General features: G+C 69.6%; 19 protein-coding genes. 1 reads left to right on the top strand and 18 read right to left on the bottom strand.

Going from position 1 to position 24,153, the window contains the following annotated elements; all coding sequences use genetic code 11:
• Positions 1–186: 186 nt before the first annotated feature.
• From GFH49_RS08675 to GFH49_RS08660, 4 genes are all read right to left on the bottom strand, one after another.
• The gene (locus tag GFH49_RS08675; protein ID WP_155055217.1) at positions 187–663 is read right to left on the bottom strand and encodes a GNAT family N-acetyltransferase; all 477 of its coding nucleotides are present in this window, start codon (positions 661–663) and stop codon (positions 187–189) included.
• A complete protein-coding gene (locus tag GFH49_RS08670; protein ID WP_155055216.1) occupies positions 660–1,604 on the bottom strand; it encodes an RluA family pseudouridine synthase in 945 nt (314 codons plus the stop codon). The genes GFH49_RS08675 and GFH49_RS08670 overlap by 4 nt, the downstream gene beginning before the upstream one ends.
• 43 nt (positions 1,605–1,647) lie before the next feature.
• Positions 1,648–2,247 (bottom strand): signal peptidase II, encoded by a 600-nt coding sequence (gene lspA / locus GFH49_RS08665; protein ID WP_155055215.1) that lies wholly within the window; start codon positions 2,245–2,247, stop codon positions 1,648–1,650.
• A gap of 98 nt (positions 2,248–2,345) precedes the next feature.
• Positions 2,346–3,785: a TraR/DksA family transcriptional regulator gene (locus GFH49_RS08660; RefSeq protein ID WP_196217899.1), complete on the bottom strand. Its 1,440-nt coding sequence runs from the start codon at positions 3,783–3,785 to the stop codon at positions 2,346–2,348.
• A 604-nt stretch (positions 3,786–4,389) separates the two neighbouring features.
• On the opposite strand from GFH49_RS08660, the gene ileS reads away from it, so the two are divergent.
• Complete coding sequence (gene ileS, locus GFH49_RS08650; RefSeq protein WP_155055214.1) at positions 4,390–7,575, top strand: isoleucine--tRNA ligase; 3,186 nt, start codon at positions 4,390–4,392, stop codon at positions 7,573–7,575.
• 219 nt (positions 7,576–7,794) lie between these two features.
• Here the strand turns inward: ileS and GFH49_RS08645 are convergent, their stop codons facing one another.
• From GFH49_RS08645 to GFH49_RS08580, 14 genes are all read right to left on the bottom strand, one after another.
• The gene (locus tag GFH49_RS08645; protein ID WP_155055213.1) at positions 7,795–9,009 is read right to left on the bottom strand and encodes a DivIVA domain-containing protein; all 1,215 of its coding nucleotides are present in this window, start codon (positions 9,007–9,009) and stop codon (positions 7,795–7,797) included.
• A 52-nt stretch (positions 9,010–9,061) separates the two neighbouring features.
• Complete coding sequence (locus GFH49_RS08640; protein WP_155055212.1) at positions 9,062–9,346, bottom strand: YggT family protein; 285 nt, start codon at positions 9,344–9,346, stop codon at positions 9,062–9,064.
• 62 nt (positions 9,347–9,408) lie between these two features.
• Entirely contained in the window at positions 9,409–10,050 is a 642-nt protein-coding gene (locus GFH49_RS08635) for a cell division protein SepF (RefSeq protein WP_155055211.1), read from the bottom strand.
• A 128-nt stretch (positions 10,051–10,178) separates the two neighbouring features.
• Entirely contained in the window at positions 10,179–10,898 is a 720-nt protein-coding gene (locus tag GFH49_RS08630) for a YggS family pyridoxal phosphate-dependent enzyme (protein ID WP_155055210.1), read from the bottom strand.
• Between the two features lie 6 nt (positions 10,899–10,904).
• Complete coding sequence (gene pgeF, locus GFH49_RS08625) at positions 10,905–11,633, bottom strand: peptidoglycan editing factor PgeF (protein ID WP_155055209.1); 729 nt, start codon at positions 11,631–11,633, stop codon at positions 10,905–10,907.
• Positions 11,630–12,823 (bottom strand): cell division protein FtsZ, encoded by a 1,194-nt coding sequence (gene ftsZ / locus GFH49_RS08620; RefSeq protein WP_155055208.1) that lies wholly within the window; start codon positions 12,821–12,823, stop codon positions 11,630–11,632. The genes pgeF and ftsZ overlap by 4 nt, the downstream gene beginning before the upstream one ends.
• Before the next feature lie 286 nt (positions 12,824–13,109).
• The gene (locus GFH49_RS08615; RefSeq protein WP_155055207.1) at positions 13,110–13,904 is read right to left on the bottom strand and encodes a cell division protein FtsQ/DivIB; all 795 of its coding nucleotides are present in this window, start codon (positions 13,902–13,904) and stop codon (positions 13,110–13,112) included.
• A gap of 25 nt (positions 13,905–13,929) precedes the next feature.
• Positions 13,930–15,027 (bottom strand): undecaprenyldiphospho-muramoylpentapeptide beta-N-acetylglucosaminyltransferase, encoded by a 1,098-nt coding sequence (murG, locus tag GFH49_RS08610; RefSeq protein ID WP_155055206.1) that lies wholly within the window; start codon positions 15,025–15,027, stop codon positions 13,930–13,932.
• 6 nt (positions 15,028–15,033) lie between these two features.
• Complete coding sequence (ftsW, locus tag GFH49_RS08605; RefSeq protein ID WP_155055205.1) at positions 15,034–16,386, bottom strand: putative lipid II flippase FtsW; 1,353 nt, start codon at positions 16,384–16,386, stop codon at positions 15,034–15,036.
• A 76-nt stretch (positions 16,387–16,462) separates the two neighbouring features.
• Entirely contained in the window at positions 16,463–17,938 is a 1,476-nt protein-coding gene (gene murD / locus GFH49_RS08600; protein ID WP_196217898.1) for a UDP-N-acetylmuramoyl-L-alanine--D-glutamate ligase, read from the bottom strand.
• On the bottom strand, positions 17,920–18,990 hold the full coding sequence (gene mraY / locus GFH49_RS08595; protein WP_155055329.1) for a phospho-N-acetylmuramoyl-pentapeptide-transferase: 1,071 nt from the start codon (positions 18,988–18,990) through the stop codon (positions 17,920–17,922). The genes murD and mraY overlap by 19 nt, the downstream gene beginning before the upstream one ends.
• Positions 18,990–20,411, bottom strand: coding sequence for a UDP-N-acetylmuramoyl-tripeptide--D-alanyl-D-alanine ligase (locus GFH49_RS08590; protein WP_155055204.1), 1,422 nt, complete (start codon positions 20,409–20,411; stop codon positions 18,990–18,992). Before GFH49_RS08590 ends, mraY begins: the two co-directional genes overlap by 1 nt.
• Positions 20,412–20,439: 28 nt before the next feature.
• The gene (locus GFH49_RS08585; RefSeq protein ID WP_155055203.1) at positions 20,440–21,963 is read right to left on the bottom strand and encodes a UDP-N-acetylmuramoyl-L-alanyl-D-glutamate--2,6-diaminopimelate ligase; all 1,524 of its coding nucleotides are present in this window, start codon (positions 21,961–21,963) and stop codon (positions 20,440–20,442) included.
• Positions 21,964–22,177: 214 nt separating this feature from the next.
• The gene (locus GFH49_RS08580; protein ID WP_328288270.1) at positions 22,178–24,151 is read right to left on the bottom strand and encodes a peptidoglycan D,D-transpeptidase FtsI family protein; all 1,974 of its coding nucleotides are present in this window, start codon (positions 24,149–24,151) and stop codon (positions 22,178–22,180) included.
• Between the last annotated feature and the right edge of the window lie 2 nt (positions 24,152–24,153).

The following is a 24,153-nucleotide window of genomic DNA, read 5'->3' as shown; positions in this document are numbered from 1 at the left end:
TGGCGACATATCACCTTAAAACTGGACACATCCAGCTGCCCCAACAACCCGCTCCACCACCTCGGAATCCGCCCCCGCCGGGCGCATCGTCTCTCCCCCCGTCCCCGGCTGATCCGCACCCCGAGGCCGAAAGCCCGCCGCACAAACTGCTCGGACAGCTCCTCCAGCTGTTCCCCCGGGCTCGGGCTACACAGACCGCCGCATCGCCCGATGCGGCATCCCCGCGTCCAGGAACTCCGGTCCGTACGCCGCGTACCCCAACCGCTCGTAGAACCCCGTCGCGTGGGTCTGCGCATGCAGATCCACGGCCCGCAGTCCACGCGCGCGTGCCGCCTCCTCGACGGCCCGCACCAATGCCGCCCCGATGCCCAGCCCGCGTGCCGCCTTCGTCACCGCGAGCCTGCCGAGCGAGCCGACGGACGGATCACCGCCGTTCTTCGCGGCGGCCTCCTCACCGCACAGCAGCCGCCCGGCCCCGAGCGGCGTCCCGTCCTCCCGAACGGCCAGCACATGCACCGCTACGGCGTCATAGGCGTCGTACTCAAGATCCTCGGGCACGCCCTGCTCGGCGACGAAGACCTCCTTGCGCACGGCGAAGCACGCCTCGCGGTCGCCGGGACCCTCGGCGACCCGGACCACGTACGACGGGGTGGCGGAGCTCATCCGTACGTCTCCTCACGGACCTGGTCCAGGGCCTTCTGCAGGTCGGCCGGGTAGTCGCTGGCGAACTCGACCCACTGCCCGTCTCCGGGGTGCTCGAAGCCCAGCCGTACGGCATGCAGCCACTGGCGGGTCAGGTGGAGCCGCTTGGCGAGCGTCGGGTCGGCGCCGTAGGTGAGGTCGCCGACGCAGGGGTGCCGGTGGGCGGCCATGTGGACGCGGATCTGGTGGGTGCGGCCGGTCTCCAGCTTCACATCGAGCAGGGAGGCCGCGCGGAACGCCTCGATGAGGTCGTAGTGCGTCACGGACGGCTTGCCGTCGGCGGTGACCGCCCACTTGTAGTCGTGGTTGGGGTGGCGGCCGATGGGGGCGTCGATGGTGCCGCTGGTCGGGTCGGGGTGGCCCTGGACCAGCGTGTGGTAGCGCTTGTCGACCGTGCGCTCCTTGAACTGGCGCTTCAGTGAGGTGTACGCGCGCTCCGACTTGGCGACCGCCATCAGCCCCGACGTACCGACGTCGAGGCGGTGCACGATGCCCTGGCGCTCGGCGGCGCCGGACGTCGAGATGCGGTACCCGGCGGCGGCGAGCCCGCCGATGACCGTCGCTCCGGACCACCCGGGGCTGGGGTGCGCGGCCACGCCGACCGGCTTGAGGATGACGACCACGTCCTCGTCGTCGTGAATGATCTCCATGCCCTCGACCGGCTCGGCGACCACCTGCACCGGCGCGGGCGCCTGCGGCATCTCGACCTCCAGCCAGGCGCCGCCGTGCACCCGCTCGGACTTCCCGACCACCGAGCCGTCGACGACGACCTTCCCCGCCGCCGCCAGCTCGGCGGCCTTGGTACGGGAGAAACCGAACATGCGGGAGATGACGGCGTCGACGCGCTCGCCCTCCAGGCCGTCGGGCACGGGCAGGGTGCGGATCTCGGGAAGCGTGCTCACCCGTCGAGTATGCCGGACACCGCCGACACCCCCGAACGCGTGCTCAGTCCTTGTGGACGGTCCCGTCCGGATCGAGCCCCCGGAACGACAGCAGCACGATCAGGATGCCGCCGCACACGATCGCCGAGTCGGCCAGGTTGAACACCGCGAAGTGCTTGGGCGCGATGAAGTCGACGACCGCTCCCTCGAAGACGCCCGGCGAGCGGAAGATCCGGTCGGTGAGGTTGCCGAGCGCACCGCCGAGCAGCAGGCCGAGCGCGATCGCCCAGGGCAGGCTGTAGAGCTTGCGGGCGAGGCGTGCGATCACGACGATCACGGCCGCGGCGATCACCGTGAAGATGACCGTGAAGGCCTCGCCGAAGCCGAAGGCCGCGCCCGCGTTGCGGATCGCCTCCAGCTTCAGCCAGTCCCCGAAGATCTCGATCGCGTCGTGGTGCTCCAGCTCGGCGACCACGATCATCTTGCTGATCAGGTCCAGGGCGTACGCGAACGCGGCCACGGCGAACAGGACGGCGATCCGGCGCTTGCCCCTGGACCCCTCACCACCGCTCTCCTGCCCATCCCGACCGGACGACCGCTCCGGCTCAGCTCCAGCTCCCTCGGGGGAATCCGGCGTACCGATGATGCGCTCCGCCTCTGCCACGTGAGTCCCTCAACCTAGGTACCTGACTGAGCACGAGCGTACGGCACGCCTCATGGGACCGGCGTGCTGGAGGCGTACGACGAACCGGCCGCCGGCGATCAGTAGCGGCGCTCCTGCTTCTGCTTGCACTCGACGCACAGGGTGGCCCGCGGGAAGGCCTGCATGCGGGCCTTGCCGATGGGGTTCCCGCAGTTCTCGCACAGGCCGTACGTGCCCGCGTCGAGCCGCTCCAGGGCGCGCTCCGTCTGGATCAGCATCTCGCGCGCGTTGGCGGCGAGGGCCAGCTCGTGCTCGCGCGTGATGTTCTTGGTGCCGGTGTCCGCCTGGTCGTCGCCCGCACCGTCCCCGGAGTCCCGCATCAGACCCGCGAGCGACTCCTCGGACGACGTGATCTCGGTACGCAGCCGCGTCCCCTCGGACAGCAGCTCGGTACGCGCCTCCTCGACCTCCTCCGGGGTCCAGGGGTCCTCACCGGGGCGCACCGCGAGCTCGCCCGGCTCCACCGCCGCGGCGATCCGTGCCTTCGGAACGGCGGTCTTCGCCGCCGTGGCCGTGCCAGGAGTCTTCTTCGCAACCACCGTCGTGGCTCCCGTCTGCTTCGCGGCCTCGGCCGCGCCCGCCTTCTTGGCCGTGCTCTTCTTCTTGGCCGCACTCTTCTTGGAGGTGCTCTTCGCAAGCGTGCTCTTCGTGGCGCCGTCCTGCTCGGCGGCACTCTTCGAAACAGCCGTCTTCTTCGCAGCCGCCTTCCTGGTACCGGCCGCCCTGACCTCCTTCTCCGAGGCCGCCTTCTTCGCCACGGCCGTCCTGTCCCCCGCCTCCTCGGCAGCGGCCTCCTCTGCCGCCAGCTTCTCGGCCGCCGCGCCCTTGGCCGCCGCCTTCGCTGCCGCCGCCTTCTCCACCACGCCCTTCTCTGGGGACACCTTCCTACCTGCCGCCTTCTTGGCAGCGGCCTTGGTGGCGACCGCCCCTTTCGTGGGGACCGCCTCCCTCGCAGCGGCCTTCTTGGCAACCGCCCCCTTCGAGGAAGCCGACGGAGGTGAAGGAGCCGAGGGAGCCGCCTTCGATGCCGCCGACGCCCTCTTGGCGGCGGTCTTCGTGGCGGCGGTCTTCGTGGCGGCCGCCTTCTCGGTCGCCGTCCTCTTGGCAGCCACCTTCTTGGCAGCCGTCTTCTTCACGGCCGTCTCTTCGTCAGCCGACCCCTTCGCGACCGACCCCTTGTCAGCCGACCCCTTGTCAGCCGTCTTCCTCTCGTCCCCTTTGGATGCACCGGGCCCCTTCTTCTCCGACCCCTTCTCCCCCGGCGACTTCCCCCCCGCCCCCTTCCTCCCCGCCAGGCTGCCTGCCGCCGTCGCACCGGCCACCTTCCCGGCGGCGTCAGCCTCACGCACCGTCTTCACCGGCTTCGCCGCCTCCGCGGCCCTCCCCGCGGCACCCCCTTGCGCGCTCTTCTTGCCGCTCACGTCCTTGGCCGCACCGTCGGAGCCACGTGTGGATCTGCCGGACGCCGACTGCTGTACGGCGGTCTTCTTCGCCACCATGGCCGCGGCCCCTTCACATATTGTGATCTTGCTCGCGAATCGTGCTGGGACGATAAATCGACTTGAGTCCCGCGGCAACGGGGCACGCCGCCCGATTCGCCCGCCCCGCAGGCGCCGGGCGGGAAGCATGCATCCGTTGTGCCCAGCTCTCCGCCGGGTAATCCGCCAAGCCCGCCGTCCCAGGATCCGAGCGCACCTACCTGGCCAATCGGGTCATCCCGGAACCCGCCACCGGTCCGCCCCCGGCCACCGGAAAACCGGTCGGCCGCTGTCCGCGGGGCGCCGTACACTGGGCGGAGCGAAAAGCGTGGATGGGGACGAGTAGCGGCGTACGCAGCCCAGAGCGACCCGGGGACGGTGGAAGCCCGGGGGCGAGCGCGACGTGAAGATCACCCCGGAGCCGCCGGAAGAAAGCCGCAGTCGAACAGCTGCGGTCGGTAGAACCGGCATCGCGACCCCAATGAGGGGGCTCACCGGCGTGGACGACGCACCGGGGAGCCAAGGAGGGTGGTACCGCGGGAGCGCGCCGAAGGCGGCGCAAGGAAAGACGTAGCTCTCGTCCCTCCGGTCGGAAGGCAGAAAGTCCGCCGGAGGAAGCTCGCTGATGACAACGCCGACGTACCGCCAGGTGCCCGCCCAGGTCGACCTGCCCGCGCTGGAGCACGCCGTGCTCGACTTCTGGCGCGATCAGAAGATCTTCGCCAAGACTCTGGAGCAGTCCGAGGGCCGCCCCGAGTGGGTGTTCTACGAAGGCCCGCCCACCGCGAACGGCATGCCGGGCGCCCACCACATCGAGGCACGCGTCTTCAAGGACGTCTTCCCCCGCTTCCGCACCATGCGCGGCTACCACGTGGCCCGCAAGGCCGGCTGGGACTGCCACGGCCTGCCGGTGGAGCTGGCGGTCGAGAAGGAGCTCGGCTTCTCCGGCAAGCAGGACATCGAGGCGTACGGCATCGCCGAGTTCAACGCCAAGTGCCGCGAGTCGGTGACCCGCCACACCGACGCCTTCGAAGCGCTCACGACCCGCATGGGCTACTGGACCGACCTCAACGACCCCTACCGCACCATGGACCCCGAGTACATCGAATCCGTCTGGTGGTCGCTGAAGGAGATCTTCACCAAGGGCCTGCTGGTCCAGGACCACCGCGTCGCCCCGTGGTGCCCGCGCTGCGGCACCGGCCTGTCCGACCACGAGCTGGCACAGGGCTACGAGACGGTCGTCGACCCGTCCGTGTACGTCCGTTTCCCCCTCACCTCCGGTCCGCTCGCCGGCCAGGCCGCCCTCCTGGTGTGGACGACGACCCCCTGGACCCTGGTCTCCAACACGGCCGTCGCCGCCCACCCCGAGGTCACCTACGTCGTCGCGACCGACGGCGACGAAAAGCTCGTCGTCGCCGAACCGCTCCTCGCCAAGGCCCTCGGCGAGGGCTGGGAGACCACCGGTCAGACCTTCACCGGCGCCGAGATGGAGCGCTGGACGTATCAGCGCCCGTTCGAGCTGGTCGAGTTCCCGAGCGTCAGCGAGGGAACCGACGAGCACAGCCCGGAGACCGAAGGCGGCACCCACTACGTGGTGAACGCCGAGTACGTCACGACCGAGGACGGTACGGGTCTGGTCCACCAGTCCCCCGCCTTCGGTGAGGACGACCTCAAGGTCTGCCGCGCGTACGGCCTGCCCGTCGTGAACCCGGTCCGCCCGGACGGCACCTTCGAGGAGGACGTCCCCCTCGTAGGCGGCGTCTTCTTCAAGAAGGCGGACGAACGGCTCACGGAAGACCTCCAGCAGCGCGGCCTGCTCTTCAAGCACATCCCGTACGAGCACAGCTACCCGCACTGCTGGCGCTGCCACACCGCGCTCCTCTACTACGCGCAGCCCTCCTGGTACATCCGCACCACGGCCCTCAAGGACCGCCTCCTGGCGGAGAACGAGAACACCAACTGGTTCCCGGACACGGTCAAGCACGGCCGGTACGGCGACTGGCTGAACAACAACATCGACTGGGCCCTGTCCCGCAACCGCTACTGGGGCACCCCGCTGCCGATCTGGCGCTGCGAGGACGACCACCTCACCTGCGTCGGCTCCCGCGCGGAGCTGACCGAGCTGACCGGCACCGACCAGTCCGGCCTCGATCCGCACCGCCCGTACATCGACGAGGTCACCTTCGCCTGCCCCCAGGACGGCTGCGCCAAGCCGGCCACACGCGTGCCGGAGGTCATCGACGCCTGGTACGACTCGGGTTCGATGCCGTTCGCGCAGTGGGGCTACCCGTACAAGAACAAGGAACTGTTCGAGGCCCGCTACCCGGCGCAGTTCATCTGCGAGGCCATCGACCAGACCCGCGGCTGGTTCTACACGCTGATGGCCGTCGGCACCCTGGTCTTCGACAAGTCGTCGTACGAGAACGTGGTCTGCCTCGGCCACATCCTCGCCGAGGACGGCCGCAAGATGTCCAAGCACCTGGGCAACACCCTGGAGCCGATCCCGCTCATGGACCGGCACGGCGCCGACGCCGTCCGCTGGTTCATGGCGGCCGGCGGCTCCCCGTGGGCGGCCCGCCGCGTCGGCCACGGCACGATCCAGGAGGTCGTCCGCAAGACGCTCCTCACGTACTGGAACACGGTCGCCTTCCAGGCCCTGTACGCCCGCACCTCCGACTGGGCCCCGAGCGAGGCCGACCCGGCCCCCGCCGACCGCCCGCTCCTGGACCGCTGGCTGCTGTCCGAACTCCACGCGCTCACCGACCAGGTGACCCAGTCCCTGGAGGCGTACGACACCCAGCGCGCCGGCAAGCTCCTGTCGGCGTTCGTCGACGACCTGTCCAACTGGTACGTACGCCGCTCCCGTCGCCGCTTCTGGCAGGGCGACAAGGCCGCGCTGCGCACGCTGCACGAGGTCGTCGAGACCGTCACCAAGCTCATGGCCCCGCTGACGCCGTTCATCACCGAGCGGGTCTGGCAGGACCTGATCGTGCCGGTCACCCCGGGCGCCCCGGAGTCGGTGCACCTTGCGTCCTGGCCCGAGGCGGACCTGTCGGCGATCGACCCGGAGCTGTCGAAGCAGATGGTCCTGGTCCGCCGCCTGGTCGAGCTGGGCCGTGCCACGCGCGCGGAGTCCGGCGTCAAGACGCGCCAGCCGCTGAAGCGGGCCCTGGTCGCGGCGACGGGCTTCGGCTCCCTCAACCCCGAACTGCACACCCAGATCACGGAGGAGCTGAACGTCGAGTCGCTGGCCTCGCTGTCCGAGGTGGGCGGCTCGCTGGTCGACACGACCGCGAAGGCCAACTTCCGCGCCCTGGGCAAGCGGTTCGGCAAGCGCGTCCAGGACGTGGCCAGGGCCGTGGCCGATGCGGACGCGGCAGCGCTGTCGCTGGCCCTGCGCGAGGGCACGGCGTCGGTGGAGGTCGACGGTGAGACGATCACCCTCGCCCCCGACGAGGTGATCATCACCGAGACCCCGCGCGAGGGCTGGTCCGTGGCCTCCGACTCCGGTGCGACGGTCGCTCTCGACCTGGAGATCACGGAGGAACTCCGCCAGGCGGGCCTCGCCCGTGACGCGATCCGACTGATCCAGGAGGCCCGCAAGAACAGCGGCCTCGACGTGGCCGACCGGATCGCCCTGCGGTGGACGGCGACGGACCCGGCGACGATCGCGGCCCTGACCGCGCACACCGAACTCATCGCCGACGAGGTCCTGTCCACGGACTTCGCCCAGGGAGAGGCAGACGGCACGTTCGGCTCTCCGTTCACGGACGAGACGCTGACCCTGACCTTCCACCTCCGCAAGGCATAACGCCCACGCATGCCCGCAGGCGGCACCCCACCTGGAAGGCCCGGCCCACCGAGGAATTCTCGGTGGGCCGGGCCTTCGGCATTGCGTACGTCGGACACCTCACCCCCGCCCGAACAAACACCGCACATGTCCGTGTACGCACAGCAAAGGGCGGGCCCCGGATCAGAAACCCGGGGCCCGCCCTGAACGCTGCCGACGTCTACGCCGTACTACGAACCGTCAGTTGTCGTCCTCGTCAATGAGGAACCCCCGCATCGGAGAGGGAGCCTGTCCCATCGGACCCGGACCCTGCGGCCGTACCGGCGCCATCGGCTGGGTCATCGCCGGCGACATCTGCTGCTGACCGCCGTAGGACGGAGCGGCAGGAGACGGGGCGCCGCCCATCGCCTGGTTGCCGCCGTACGACGGCGCGCTCGCACCGGCCGGAGCCATGGAAGGCGCCGGGGACGGCGGGAGAGACGCCGTGGCCGGGGTGCGCGGCGGGGCCAGCGAGTCGTCGGACTGGGTCTCCAGCTGACGCAGCTGCGACTCCAGGTACGACTTCAGCCGCGTGCGGTACTCGCGCTCGAAGCCGCGCAGGTCCTCGACCTTGCGCTCCAGCGTGGCGCGGGCGGACTCCAGGGAGCCCATCGCGACACGGTGCTTCTCCTGCGCGTCCCGCTCCAGGGCGTCGGCCTTGGCACGGGCGTCCCGCTCAAGACCCTCGGCACGCGAACGCGCCTCGCCGACGATCTTGTTGGCTTCGGAACGGGCCTCGGCGATCGCCTGGTCGGCGGTCTGCTGGGCCAGCGAGAGGACACGGGCGGCACTGTCGCCACCGGGGCCCTGACCGGGGCCGCCCATCGGACCGCCCATGGGGCCGCCCATCGGGCCACCCATCTGCTGCTGCATCGGGGGCTGACCCCCCATGGGGCCCTGACCCATCGGACCCTGGCCCATCGGGCCGGGACCCTGCGGGCCACCCTGTCCGCCGGGGCCGGCGGGCAGCTGCGGTGCACCGCTCGGCAGCTGGGGCGGGCCTCCCATGGGGCCACCCATCTGCTGCTGCGGCGGGCCCGATATGCCGGCGGGCACGGGGGCGCCGGGACCACGCATACCCTGCTGCGGCATACCACCCTGCTGCATACCACCCTGCGGCATACCGCCCTGCTGCGGCATTCCGCCCGGCTGCATTCCGCCCTGCGGCATTCCACCCTGCTGCTGGTCCTGCGGACCGGGACCCTCCGGGGGCTTGCGCATGTTCTGCTGGTTCTGGGCAGCAGCACGCGTGGCCGCGGCCAGCTTGGCGCGCAGGTCCTCGTTCTCGCGAAGCAGGCGGGTCAGTTCGGCTTCGACCTCATCGAGGAAGGCATCGACCTCGTCCTCGTCATAGCCTTCTCGGAGGCGGACGGTCGTGAACTGCTTGTTCCGCACGTCCTCGGGGGTCAACGGCATCTCTTCACCTCAACGTAGTCGTCGGCATCGGCAAGACGGTAGTTCACATCGCTCACAGCCCGCTCACGATCGAGATCAGGATGTAGACGATGATCATCAGTACGAAGAAGGACAGGTCGAGCGCCACGCCCCCGAGACGCAGCGGCGGAATGAACCGCCGCAGAAGCTTGAGCGGTGGATCAGTGACAGTGTAGGTGGCCTCCAGAACGACCACCATCGCCTTGCCGGGTTGCCATGAGCGGGCGAACTGGAAGACATAATCCATGACCAACCGGAAGATCATCACGATGAGGAAGCACATCAGCGCGATATAGACGACATCCAGGACCACGCTCATGACCCTTGCTTCCCTCTCCCCTGATCCGTGCTGTTCGGTACTGCTGTTTCCGGTGGTGCGTCTCAGCTCTGGTTGAAGAACCCGCCCTCTGCGATACGGGCCTTGTCCTCCGCCGTGACATCGACGTTAGCAGGCGACAACAGAAACACCTTCTGCGTCACCCGCTCGATGCTTCCATGAAGACCAAACACCAAACCGGCCGCAAAGTCGACAAGTCGCTTGGCGTCTGTGTCATCCATCTCAGTCAGATTCATGATCACCGGGGTGCCCTCACGGAAGTGTTCCCCGATGGTACGGGCCTCGTTGTAGGTCCGCGGGTGAAGCGTGGTGATCCGGTAAGGCTCTCGTTCCGACACGACCTTGGGCATGATCACCGGTGCGTTCTTCTCCAGGCTTTGACGTTCTTGTGTGATGGACGCCACGGGCGCGATGCGCGCCGGACGCCCGGATTCAGCAGGCAGTGCGGCCGCGTGAGGCACCGGATCGCGCGGCGCCGGAGGCTGCACCACTCGTACCGATTCATCCCTTTGGGAGTGATGTGATCCGTGGGACTGGTGCGACGGTTCGTGTCGCCGGTGGTCCCGTTCGGGCTCCGGGTCGAGTTCGGGTTCGAAGTCGTCGTCGGGGTCGAAACCGCGGCCGTCGTACCCATCGTCCTCCACGAGGCCGAGGTAGACCGCCATCTTGCGCATCGCGCCGGCCATGCTCTGAGTCCTCCGCTCTGTGGTGGATCGGCTGACGACTGCCAAGTGCCAGGGATCCACGAGGTCGTTATGCCCGCTGTACAGCGGTAATGACCATATTTTCTGCTGTGGTCCGACTCTTGGCGACGTTACCCGAGCCCGGCACGGACTCCGAGTACCGCGGTGCCGACGCGCACATGTGTCGCTCCGGCAGCCACGGCTTGCTCAAGGTCCGCGCTCATTCCTGCCGAGACCATGTTCGCAGCCGGATGTGCCCGGCGCAGGTCAGTCGACAAATCCATCATGCGCTCGAACGCCGCCAGTTCGCGTCCCGCGTACTCCCCGGCGAGCGGCGCGACGGTCATCAGTCCGTCGAGCCGCAGCCCCGGAGACCGAGCGACCAGTTCGGCCAACTCGGCGATTCCGTCCGGTGCCACGCCTCCCCGCTCCCCTCTGCCGCTCGCACCCGCGTCGAGCGCGACCTGGATCAGGCAGCCCACCTCGCGCCCGGCCCGCACGGCCTCGTTCGAGAGGGCCGTCACCAGCCTGGAACGATCGACGGACTGCACGTGATCCGCGTAACCGACCACGGATCGCACCTTGTTGGTCTGGAGCTGACCCACGAAATGCCATGTAAGGGGCAGATCCGAGCATTCGGCGGCCTTGGGTGCCGCGTCCTGGTCGCGGTTCTCGGCGACATGACGCACACCGAGTTCCGACAGGACTCGCACATCACTCGCCGGGTACGTCTTGGTGACCACGATCAGGGTCACCTCCTCGCGCTTCCGTCCGGCGGCCGCGCACGCGGCGGCGATCCGCTCCTCCACCTTCGCCAGGTTTACGGCGAGTTCTTCCTTACGGTCCGTCATGCCCCATCAGCCCAGCCAGACATAGCCCGCGAGCCGACCGGTGGTGCGGTCGCGGCGGTACGAGAAGTGGTCGCCCGACTCCAGCGTGCACACCGGTGACTGCTCCCGGTCGCGCACCCCGAGCCGTTCGAGTTGCGCATGCACGCCGGCGCTCACATCGACGGCGGGTGTACCCCAACTCGTCTCGGCGTACGCCGTCGGCTCCACGGCGGCCACCTCGGCTCGCATCGCCTCCGGCACCTCGTAGCACCTACCGCAGACGGTGGGTCCGGTGCGGGCCACGATCCGGGAGGGCTCGGCGCCCAGGTCCGTCATCGCGCGTAGCGCGGCGGGGACGACTCCGGTGATCATGCCGGGCCGTCCGGCGTGGGCAGCGGCCACGACCCCGGCGACCGGGTCGGCGAGGAGAACGGGCGTGCAGTCGGCGGTGAGGACGGCGAGGGCGAGTCCGCGCCGCACGGTCACGATCGCATCGACCTCAGCGGCGGGCCGTTCACCCCAGGGACCGTCCACCATCGCGACGTCGTTGCCGTGCACCTGGTTCATCCAGACCACGTCGGCCGGGTCCAGGCCCAGCGACTTGGCGGCCAGTTCGCGATTGGTCCGTACGGCGTCGGGGTCGTCGCCGACCGCGCCGCCGAGGTTGAGCTCCTCATACGGAGCGGCGCTCACCCCGCCCCACCGGTCGGTGAAAGCGAAGTGCGCGCCGCTCACGCTCTCGCGCCGTCCTATCACTTCAGGAAGTCCGGCACGTCCAGCTCCTCGGCCGCGCTGTCCGAGTAGGACCGGGACGGCGGGACCGGCGGGGCGACCGGGATGTCGTTGGCCGGCTCGGGCGCCGGCGGCTCCGGCTCCTCCTTGGGCTTGACGCTGCCGAGCGAGCCGAAGGACGGACGGCTCTCGATCTGCCGTGCCGGAGCCGGCTCCTCGCGCTTGGGCGCGGACGAGCCGAGGATGTTGTCCCGCTTGGACGGCGGCTGGCCCCCGTCGAAGCCGGCCGCGATCACGGTGACCCGGACCTCGTCGCCGAGGGCGTCGTCGATCACCGCGCCAAAGATGATGTTGGCCTCGGGGTGGGCGGCCTCGCTGACCAGCTGGGCGGCCTCGTTGATCTCGAACAGGCCGAGGTCGGAGCCGCCGGAGATGGAGAGCAGCACGCCCCGGGCGCCGTCGATGGACGCTTCGAGGAGCGGCGAGGAGATCGCCATCTCGGCGGCGGCCACCGCGCGGTCGTCGCCGCGGGCCGAGCCGATGCCCATGAGGGCCGAACCGGCCTCGGACATGACCGACTTGACGTCGGCGAAGTCGAGGTTGATCAGGCCGGGCGTGGTGATGAGGTCGGTGATGCCCTGGACACCGGAGAGCAGGACCTGGTCGGCCGACTTGAAGGCGTCGAGTACCGAGACCTGGCGGTCCGAGATGGACAGCAGCCGGTCGTTCGGGATGACGATGAGGGTGTCGACCTCTTCGCGGAGTTCGGCGATGCCGTCCTCGGCCTGGTTGGCACGGCGCCGCCCCTCGAAGGTGAACGGGCGGGTCACCACGCCGATGGTGAGCGCGCCGAGCGACCGGGCGATGTTGGCCACGACGGGGGCGCCGCCGGTGCCGGTGCCGCCGCCTTCACCGGCCGTCACGAAGACCATGTCGGCCCCCTTGAGGACCTCCTCGATCTCCTCGCGGTGATCCTCTGCGGCCTTGCGGCCCACGGCCGGGTTGGCTCCGGCCCCGAGTCCGCGGGTGAGTTCGCGGCCGACATCGAGCTTGACGTCGGCGTCGCTCATCAACAGCGCCTGTGCGTCGGTGTTGATGGCGATGAACTCGACGCCCTTGAGACCGACCTCGATCATCCGGTTGATGGCATTGACACCACCGCCGCCGACACCGATGACTTTGATGACTGCGAGGTAGTTCTGCGGTGCTGCCACGTCGAAGGCCTCTCGCCTCGAGTTACGTGCCGCCGGCCGGTCGAAGCACTGCTGCTTCGCGATCCGGCGACTGATGCCGAATGGGACGGTCCGAACGCCGACCCGAACCCTAACGTTGAAGTTTAGGGTTACCAGTGTGTCTGTTCGCTGGAATCTTCTGAACAGGACACTAAGTCGACAAGTGGCGCACGTTCAACGAACACGCCGAACCTCCCGTTTTTCTTTTCACCCTATGTGATCAGGCGTTGCACTGCCCAACCAGGGTGCTGGCCTGCGCGGATGTGCGTCAACTCCCGGATGACGCAGGGGCGGTGGGAACGCTGACATCGAAGTGCCGCGCATCCGGTGATGCTTTCATGAGAGCGGTGAGCGTACGCGCCTTCGCGGCACCGTTCTCCGCACTCCCCCACGCGACGGTGCGGCCGTCGCTCAACTCCAGTGAGATGTCGTCGTACGAACTCGCCCTGACGGTCCGGGTGTCACGGGCGACGGCGGCCGGAATGGCACCCGCGGCGCGTACGGCCTCGCGCACCAGTCGGTCCTCGCCGAAGCGGCGCTGGCTCGCGGCGCTCGAACCGCTGCGGGACAGCGTCAATTCGAGTGTGGGGATACCTTTCGGGGCTTCAGAAACCGTGGCGAATCGGACACCTTCATCGTCCACTTCGACGAACTTTCCGCCCTTTTCGACAATCAGAACCGGAACGCGCTCAATCACTTTCAGCCCGATTCCATGGGGCCACGAGCGGACCACGTCAACCGAGTCAATTCGGGGCAATTTTCGACTCAGCCGTGCCTCAATCGCATCGGTGTCGACGGATACCAGCGGCGCCCCGACCGGTACGTCGGCGGCCTTACGTACCTGCTGCGGCGTCAGAACCCGTGTGCCCGCGATCGATACACGATCCACCCGCAGCCACTGCGAGCCGTAGAGCACCCAGACCGAGCCGGCCCCGATGAGCACCAGCACCACAGCCAGAATGACAATCGTACGAAGCCTCGGTCCCCGTCGGCGACGTACCGGAGGCGGGCCGGCCGACTCCTGCTGGCTCTCACCGCGTTCGGCGGTCGTCGGTCCGGCCACGCTTCCTGCCCTCCGTCATCAGCCCCTACTGGCGTGCACGACGCGCGGCGATCGCCTCGTACACCATGCCGACGAGCAGTTCGTCGGCGTCCCGGCGGCCGAACTCGCCGGCGGCGCGGGACATCTCGTACAGCCGGTGCGGGTCGGCGAGCACGGGCAGGACGTTCTGCTGCACCCACTGGGGGGTGAGTTCCGCGTCGTCGACCAGCAGTCCACCGCCGGCCTTGACCACCGGCTGGGCGTTCAGCCGCTGTTCGCCGTTGCCGATGGGCAGCGGTACATAGGCGGCCGGGAGCCCGACGGCGGAGAGTTCGGCGACGGTCATCGCGCCCGCGCGGCAGAGCATCATGTCGGCCGCGGCGTACGCGAGGTCCATCCGGTCCAGGTAACTTACCGGGATGTACGGGGGCATCCCCGGCATCTGCTGCACGTGCGGCAGTTCGTTCTTCGGGCCGACCGCGTGCAGGACCTGGATCCCGGCCTGCTGGAGGTAGGGGGCGACCTGCTGGACCACCTCGTTGAGGCGGCGGGCGCCCTGGGAGCCGCCGGAGACCAGCAGCGTGGGCAGGTGGGGGTCGAGGCCGAACATGTGCCGGGCCTCGGGGCGGACGGCGGCCCGGTCGAGGGTGGCGATGGAGCGGCGCAGCGGGATGCCGATGTAGCGGGCGTCACGCAGCTTGCTGTCCGGGGTCGAGACGGCGACCTTGGCGGCGTACCGCGAGCCGATCTTGTTGGCGAGGCCGGGGCGGGCGTTGGCCTCGTGGATGATGATCGGCACGCCGAGACGCTTGGCGGCGAGATAGCCGGGCAGGGCGACATAGCCGCCGAAGCCGACCACCGCGTCCGCCTTGGCGCGCTCCAGGATCTGCTCGGCCGCCTTGATCGTGCCGCGCAGCCGCCCCGGAACCGTGATCAGCTCGGGCGTGGGCTTGCGCGGCAGCGGTACGGCGGGGATCAGCGCGAGTTCGTACCCGCGCTCGGGTACGAGTCGGGTCTCCAGGCCGCGCTCCGTGCCCAGGGCCGTGATTCCCACGGTGGGGTCCTGCCTGCGCAGGGCGTCCGCGAGGGCGAGCGCGGGCTCGATGTGGCCGGCGGTCCCCCCACCGGCGAGTACGACATGCACCGAAATTCACCGCTCTCCGGACGAGCGCGCCGCTGAGGCACGCCGTCGCATCGTGTTCCATCTGCCCGGCCCCGAAGGGCGTCCCGCGCGCTTTCTACCAAAGCGAGATTGCCGCATGGAAAGCGCCGCCCGCGCAGCGGGCTCGTCGCGCGCGAACGCGATCAGCAGCCCGGTGGCGAACATGGTCGGCAGCAGGGCTGACCCTCCGTAGGAGAACAGCGGGAGGGGGACGCCGGCGATCGGCAGCAGACCGAGCACCGCACCGATGTTGATCACTGCCTGAGCGGTGATCCAGGTGGTCACGCCTCCCGCGGCATACCTCACGAAGGGGTCCTCCGTGCGTCCGGCCACGCGGATACCCGCATAGCCTAGAGCCGCGAAGAGGGCGAGCACCGACAGCGTCCCCGCCAGACCCAGTTCCTCACCGGTGACGGCGAAGATGAAGTCCGTGTGCGCTTCGGGGAGTTGGCCCCATTTTTCCACACTCGCACCGAGCCCGGAACCGAAGAGTCCGCCGGAGGCGAGCGCGTAGATCCCGTGCACGGCCTGCCAGCAGTCGGCGGTGCCGGTGCCGGGCTCGGTGGCGCCGATGCAGGCGAAGCGGGCCATACGGTTCGGGCTGGTCTTGATCAGGATCGCGCCGACGAAGGCCGCGCCCGTCAGCACGCCCACGAACAGCCTGGTGGGCGCCCCGGCCAGCCACAGCAGGCCGAACAGGATCGCCGTCAGGATGATCGCCGTACCCATGTCACCGCCGAGCATGATCAACCCGAGCAGCATGAACGCCACCGGAACGAGCGGCACCAGCATGTGCTTCCACTGGGTGAGCAGCCGCTTGTCCTGCTTGCGGGCCAGCAGGTCGGCGCCCCACAGCACCAGCGCGAGCTTGCCGAACTCGCTGGGCTGGAGCTGGAAGGGGCCGACGATGGAGATCCAGTTCTGGTTGCCGTTGACCGCCACCCCTATCCCCGGCACCTGCACCAGGGCCATCAGGAACACGGCGCTCGCCAGTATCGGGTAGGCCAGCGCCCGGTGCAGCTTGACCGGCATGCGCGAGGCGGCGAGCAGCAGTGCGGCGCCGATCAGCGCGGCCACGGCCTGCTTGCGGAAGAAGTACGACCCCGGCAACGACAGCTGCAGCGCGGTGATCTGGGAGGCCGAGTAGACCATCACCAGCCCGAGCACGGTGATCAGCAGGCTGCCGCCGAGGATCAGGTAGTACGCGGTCAACGGCCGGTCCCAGGCCTTGCGGGTGCGTGTGAACAGCCGTACGACGGGATTCTCGCCCGGGGTTCCCGGCACGGCGGGCTTGCGGACGGCACGCTGCACGGGCGGCCGCCCGGTACGGCTACCGGGCATCGGTGCCTCCGCTGTACGTCGGCCTCGACGGCTCCACGCGTCCCTCCCAAGGTCGCCCGGCAGCCGGCGGCCGGGGTCAGGCGCCGAGTTCGCGAACAGCGTCCGCGAACGCGTCTCCACGCTTGTTGTAGTTGACGAACATGTCCATGGAGGCACAGGCAGGTGCCAAGAGCACCGTGTCTCCGGCGACGGCGAGTCGCCGCGCCTCCCGGACAGCCGCCGGCATCGCCCCAGTGTCGGTCCGGTCGAGGTCGACGACGGGTACCTCGGGCGCGTGTCGCACCAGGGCTTCATGGATCAGCGCACGGTCGGCGCCGATCAGCACCACTCCGCGCAGCCGCTCGGCCGACTGGGCGACCAGCTCGTCGAAGGTCGCGCCCTTGGCCAGACCGCCCGCGATCCAGACGACCGAGTCGTACGCCGCCAACGACGCCTGGGCCGCGTGCGTATTGGTCGCCTTGGAGTCGTCGACATACGCGACCCCGTCCACATCGGCGACGTGCGCGATGCGGTGGGCGTCCGGGGTGAACGCCCGCAGCCCGTCCCGTACGGCCGCCGCGGGCACCCCGAAGGCGCGCGCGAGGGCCGCGGCGGCAAGGGCGTTGGCGATGTTGTGCGGGGCCGGCGGGCTGACGTCGGAGACCTCGGCGAGTTCCTGGGCGTTCTTCTGCCGGTTCTCGACGAAGGCGCGGTCGACCAGGATGCCGTCCACGACGCCGAGTTGGGAGGGGCCGGGGGTTCCGAGGGTGAAGCCGATCGCCCGGCAGCCCTCCTCGACGTCGGCCTCGCGGACCAGGTCCTCGGTGGCCTTGTCGGCGACGTTGTAGACACAGGCGACGCGATTGCCCTCGTAGATACGGCCCTTGTCGGCGGCGTACGCCTCCATGGAGCCGTGCCAGTCGAGGTGGTCGGGGGCGAGGTTGAGGACGACGGCGGAGTGGGCGCGCAGGGAGGGCGCCCAGTGGAGCTGGTAGCTGGAGAGTTCGACGGCCAGTACGTCGAGATCGCGGTACGGCTCCTCGCCGAGCACCGCGTCCAGCAGGGAGACGCCGATGTTGCCGACCGCGGCCGTGCGCAGGCCCGCCGCCGTCAGGATCGAGGCGAGCATCTGGACGGTGGTGGTCTTGCCGTTGGTGCCGGTGACGGCGAGCCAGGGGGCTGCTTCTCTGCCGTCCCGGCCGCGCAGCCGCCAGGCGAGTTCGACGTCGCCCCAGATCTCGATGCCGACTTCGCGCGCCGCCGCGAACAGCGGCTTGTCCGGCTTCCAGCCGGGTGCGGTGACGATCAGGTCGGTGCCCTCGGGCAGGGTGCCCGCGGCAGAGCCGCTATTGGATGCAGTGTCGCCGAGGCGGACGGTGACACCGAGCGCCTCCAGCTCCTCGGCCTGGGCACGCGCGCGTGCGTCGTCGCCGTCGTTGACGACGGTGACGTGCGCGCCGAGGCCGTGCAGGACCTTGGCCGCCGGGACACCGGAGACGCCCAGCCCGGCGACGGTGACGTGCTTGCCCTGAAACTCGAAGGGCTCCGAGGAGATCACTTTTCCGCTGCCCATCCCGCGTAGAAGAGGCCCAGTCCAACGATCACACAGATGCCCTGAATGATCCAGAAGCGGACCACGACGAGCACTTCCGACCAGCCCTTGAGTTCAAAGTGATGCTGGAGTGGCGCCATCCGGAAGACGCGTTTGCCGGTCATGCGGAAGGAGCCGACCTGGATGACCACCGACATCGTGATCAGGACGAAGAGACCGCCGAGGATGGCGAGCAGCAGCTCGGTGCGGGAGCAGATGGCCAGGCCCGCGAGCACCCCGCCGAGCGCGAGCGAACCGGTGTCCCCCATGAAGATCTTGGCGGGAGAGGTGTTCCACCACAGGAAGCCGAGGCAGGCGCCCATCAGCGCGGCGGAGACGACCGCGAGGTCGAGCGGATCGCGCACCTCGTAACAGGCGTTGGGGTTGGTCAGGTCCTGCGCGTTGGCGCACGACTCCTGGAACTGCCATACGCCGATGAACGTGTAGGCGCCGAAGACGAGCACGGACGCGCCGGTGGCCAGACCGTCCAGGCCGTCGGTGAGGTTCACGCCGTTCGACATCGCGAGGATCATGAACAGCGCCCAGACGACGAACAGCACCGGGCCGATCGTCCAGCCGAAGTCGGTGATGAACGACAGCTTCGCGGACGCCGGGGTGTTGCCGCGGGCGTCCTCGAACTGCAGCGAGAGCACAGCGAAGGCGATGCCGCCGAGCAGCTGGCCGGCCATCTTCGCCTTGGCCCGCAGGCCCAGCGAGCGCCGCTTGACGATCTTGATGTAGTCGTCGAGGAAGCCGACCAGGCCCATGCCGACCATGAGGCCGAGTACCAGCACACCGGAGTAGGTCACCGAGTAGCCGGTGATCAGCTTGGACAGGAAGTAGGCGGCCACCGTCGCGAAGATGAAGGCGATACCGCCCATCGTCGGCGTACCGCGCTTGCTGGCGTGCTCCCGCGGGCCGTCGTCCCGGATGTACTGGCCGTAACCCTTGCGGGCCAGCAGCTTGATCAGCAACGGGGTGCCGACCAGCGTCAGGAAGAGGCCAATGACTCCTGAGAACAGGATCTGCTTCATCATCGGGCGGCAACCTCACCCTCGGCACCGGCCTCGACGAGCGCCTGCGCCACGCTCTCAAGCCCGACCGACCGGGACGCCTTCACGAGTACGACGTCTCCCGGGCGCAATTCGCTGCGCAACAGGTCGATCGCCGCCTGTGCGTCGGACACGTGCACCGACTCCTCACCCCACGAACCCTCGTTATATGCGCCCAGTTGCAGCCAGGACGCTTCCCTTCCCCCGACCGCGACGAGCTTGCTGACGTTGAGCCGGACGGCGAGCCGTCCGACCGCGTCGTGCTCGGCGAGCGCCTCGTCCCCGAGCTCGGCCATCTGCCCGAGCACCGCCCACGTCCGACCCCCTTTTGCCCGTGAGGCTTCGCCCATGGCCGCGAGCGCGCGCAGGGCGGCTCGCATGGACTCGGGGTTCGCGTTGTAGGCGTCGTTGACGACCGTCACGCCGTCCGGGCGCTCGGTGACCTCCATCCGCCAGCGGGAGAGGGAGCCCGCCTCGGAGAGCGCGGTGGCGATCTCTTCCGCGGACATGCCCAGCTCATGGGCGACGGCGGCCGCGGCGAGCGCGTTCGACACGTGGTGCTCACCGTACAGGCGCATGGTCACGTCGCTTGCACCGGAGGGTGTGTGGAGCGTGAAAGCAGGCTGTCCGGTGTCCGTGAGCCGCACGTTCTCAGCGCGTACGCCCGCTTCGCCGGACTCTCCGAAAAGGACCACCTTCGCCTTCGTACGGGATGCCATGGCCCGTACGAGGGGATCGTCTGCGTTGAGGATCGCGGCCCCGTCTTCCGGAAGGGCCTCTACGAGTTCACCCTTGGCCTGCGCGATCTGCTCCCGGCCGCCGAACTCGCCGATGTGGGCGGTGCCGACGTTCAGGACGAGGCCGATCTTCGGGGGCGTCAGATCCGTGAGGTAGCGGATGTGGCCGATACCGCGGGCGCCCATCTCCAGGACGAGGAACCTCGTCTCCTCGGTGGCGCTCAGGGCGGTCAGCGGCAGCCCGATCTCGTTGTTGAACGAACCGGGCGTCCACACGGTCGGCGCCTTGCGCTGCAGCACCTGGGCGATGAGGTCCTTGGTACTGGTCTTGCCGGCCGAGCCGGTGAGCGCCACGAGGGTCGTGCCGAGCCGTCGTACGACATGACGCGCGAGCGCGCCGAGGGCCGTCTGGACGTCCTCGACCACGATGGCGGGGACGCCCACGGGACGGGACGCCAGCACGGCGGCGGCTCCCGCTTCGACGACCTGGGCCGCGAAGTCGTGGCCGTCCACGCGCTCGCCGACGAAGGCGACGAAGAGGCTGCCGGGACCCGCCTCACGGGAGTCCCGGACGACCGGTCCCGTGACCTGGACGGACGGATCCGGTATGTCGTGTGTCTGCCCGCCGACGACTGCTGCGATCTCGGCGAGAGAGAGGGCGATCACAAGTTCATCCCCTGGATCTTCTGGATTCTCATCCCTGGGTTTTCCGGATTGCTTCGCCAAGCACCTGGCGGTCGTCGAAGGGACGGACCACCCCGGCGATGTCCTGGCCCTGCTCGTGGCCCTTGCCCGCGACCAGCACGGTGTCCCCGGGCTGCGCGCGGGCGACGGCGGCGGCGATCGCGGCGGCCCGGTCCTCGAAGACCTGGACCTCGCCGCGCTCGTGTACTGGCACGGACGCCGCGCCCTGCAGCATGGTTGCGAGGATCGCGAGGGGGTCCTCGGAGCGGGGGTTGTCGGAGGTCAGTACGGCGGTGTCGGCGAGCCGGGCGGCGGCGGCGCCCATCGGTGCCCGCTTCGTCCGGTCGCGGTCGCCGCCGCAGCCGAGTACGACGTGCAGCCTGCCCTCCGTGACCTTGCGCAGGGCCCGGAGCACCGATTCGACGGCGTCGGTCTTGTGTGCGTAGTCCACGACCGCGAGATACGGCTGGCCGGCGTCCACCCGCTCAAGCCGGCCCGGCACGCCCGGCACGGCGGCGACGCCGTCGGCGGCGGCCTGCGGGGCGAGGCCGGCGGTGGCCAGGGCGACGATCGCGGCAAGGGTGTTGGCGACGTTGAAGGGGCCCGCCAGCGGCGACTTGGCGGCGATCCGCTCGCCCTTGGGGCCGATCACGGTGAACGCCGAGTCCATGGGCCCGACGTTGACGTCGTCCGCGCGCCAGTCGGCGTCGGGGTGGCCTTCGGCGGAGAAGGTGACGACCGGGACCGTGGATTCCTTGGCGAGCCGGCGGCCGTACTCGTCGTCGAGGTTGACGACACCGAGTTTGCTGCGTCGAGGCGTGAAGAGCTGTGCCTTGGCCCGGAAGTAGTCCTCCATGTCGGAGTGGAACTCCATGTGTTCCGGACTGAGGTTGGTGAAGACGGCGATGTCGAAGACGCAGCCGTCGACGCGGCCGAGGACCAGCGCGTGGCTGGAGACCTCCATGGCGACGGCCTCGACGCCGCGTTCGCGCATGACGGCGAACAGGGCCTGGAGGTCGGTGGCTTCGGGGGTGGTCCGCTCGGACTTGATGCGCTCCTCGCCGATGCGCATCTCGACCGTGCCGATGAGCCCGGTGGACCTGGCCGTCTTCAGACCGCCCTCCACGAGGTAGGCGGTCGTGGTCTTGCCCGAGGTGCCGGTGATGCCGATCTGGAGCAGATCCCGGCCGGGGTGGCCGTAGATCGTGGCCGCCAGCTCGCCCATCCGTCCCCGCGGGTCGTCGACGACCAGGACCGGGAGCCCGGTGGCCGCGGCGCGTTCGGCCCCGGTGGGGTCGGTCAGCACGGCGACCGCGCCGAGACCGGCGGCCTGCGTGACGAAGTCGGCGCCGTGCAGGCGCGCGCCGGGGAGAGCGGCGTACAGGTCGCCGGGCCGGACGGCGCGCGAGTCATGGGTGATGCCCGTGACCTCGGCGGCGACTTCCGGCTGCGCGACACCACCCAGCTGATCGGCGAGCTCCACGAGGGATGTTGCGGAGACCTGAACCGGCCTGGGCGGTCCCGGATATGTCACGGGTGCGCCCTTCTGAGTGGTTTGGGACTGATCAGCGTGTGGCACGGCGGTGAGCGTACCCGGCGTACCCGCTTCGGAGCTAAAAAGGGGCCCGCGGACAGCGCGGTCCGGCAGGGGCGGTGGGTGACGGGTGGGCGAGGGCTCGGGCGGGCCCTGGTTCCCGGAGTCGGGGGTGATCGTTGTCACGAGGTGGTTCCCGGTGGCTCGGTGCTGATCAGGGTCCGTAGGTGACCGGCAAGTTGGCGGGCTTGGCCCCGGTCGGCGGGACCTGAAGGGTCTTCAGCGCGAACTCCATGACCTCCTTGTAGACGGGCCCGCAGATCTGGCCGCCGAAGTAGCTGCCCGCGGTGGCGTTCTGGATGGCGCAGTAGACGGTGACGCGGGGGTTGTCGGCGGGCGCGAATCCGGCGAACGACGAGGTGTAGCCGTGGTACTTGCCGGTGGCCGGATCCACACGGTTCGCGGTGCCCGTCTTGCCCGCGACGCGGTAGCCGGGAATCCGCGCCTTGGTGCCGGTGCCCTCCCGGTCGTCCACGACGGACTCCAGCATCTGGGAGAGGCTCTTGGCCGTCTTCTCGCTGACGACCTTGGTCTTCTTGGGTTTCGCGGCGGGAGTGAAGCGGCCGTCGGGGCCTGTGGTGCCGCGGATGAGCGAGGGTTCCACGCGTACGCCGCCGTTGGCGATCGTCGAGTAGACGGAGGCGGCCTGCATCGCGTTGAGGGACATGCCCTGGCCGAAAGGAATCGTGTACTGCTGCGAGGTCGACCACTGGTCGGGCGGCGCGAGGATGCCCTTGGTCTCGCCGGGGACGCCGAGCCCGCTGTAGCTGCCGAGGCCGAACTTGCGCAGATACGAGTAGAGGATCTCGTTGGACTCGGCCTGGGTCTCGCCGAGCTGGCCGGTCGCCAGGATGGTACCGATGTTGCTGGACTTGGCGAGCACGCCGTTCAGCGTCAGGTACCAGGTCTCGTGGTCGATGTCGTCCCTGAACAGCCGGTCGCCGCGGTGCAGCCGATTGGGCACGACGACATGCGTCAGCGGGGTCGCGGCGTTCTCTTCGAGGACGGCGGCCATCGACATGACCTTGGCGGTGGAACCGGGCTCGTAGGCGTCCTCCAGGGCCCAGTTGTGCAGGGCGTCCGGTTCGGCCTGGGAGAGGTCGTTGGGATCGAAGCCGGGCGAGTTCGCCATGGCGAGGATCTCGCCGGTCTGGTTGTCCTGCACTATCACGTAGCCGCGGTCCGCCTCGGACTCGCGCACCTGCTCGGTGATCGCGTTCTGTGCGGCCCACTGGATGTCGCGGTCGATGGTCAGCTCGACATCGCTGCCGGGAACGGCGGGCGTCTCGGTGGAGGCCACGGTGGGCACCTGGCGGCCACCGGACTGGGCGTAGCGGATCTTGCCGTCCTTGCCGGCCAGCTCGGAGTTCAGCTGCCGCTCGACACCGCCGCCGCCCTTGCCGTCGGCGTTGACCCAGCCCAGTATCCCGGCGGCGAGTTCGCTGTTGGGGTAGACCCGCTTGCTGGTGGGTTCCGCGAGCACGCCCGCGAGGACGTTGACCGTGCCCTTGTCGGACTCGGCCTTGGTGGCGAGCGCGGTCTTCAGGTCCTTGATCTGCTGCCAGACCTGCGGCGTCTGCCGCCGCGCCAGCAGGGCGTAGCGCGACTCCTTGTTCTCCGGCCTGAGCTTCTTGACCAGGCCGTCCTGGTCCACGCCGAGGATCGGCGCGAGGAGCGCGGCGGCCTGCTCGGGCCCGTCGTCGATCTTCAGCTGCTCACGGGTGAACAGCGTGGGGTCGGCCGTGATGTCGTACGCGTCCTCGCTGGTCGCGAGAGCGATGCCGTTACGGTCGGTGATCTCGCCGCGCTCGGCGGACAGAGTGCGGCCGACGTACCGGTTCTCCCCGGCCTTGGCGGCCAGGGTGTCGGCGTCGACGGCCTGGACCTGGAGCAGTCGTACGACGAACGCGATCAGTACGAGGGTCAGCGCGAGGCTGACCATGCGCAGCCGGGGGCGTGGGCTGCCCAGCCGGATGACGCGGGGGGCCGGGGGACGCCGCGCGGCGGCCGGGTTCGGGCGGCGGACCGGGCGGGCGCCGGGGCCGGGGCGCCGCTGGCTGCCGCCGCGGGGGCGGTCGGGCCGGGCCGGGCCGGGCACGCGGCGGCGCGGCTGTTCCCTGTCGGACACTT

Source organism: Streptomyces blattellae (assembly GCF_009709555.1).
In the GTDB taxonomy this organism is placed as follows: Bacteria; Actinomycetota; Actinomycetes; order Streptomycetales; family Streptomycetaceae; genus Streptomyces; species Streptomyces blattellae.
This window is presented reverse-complemented; position numbering and strand designations above follow the sequence as displayed.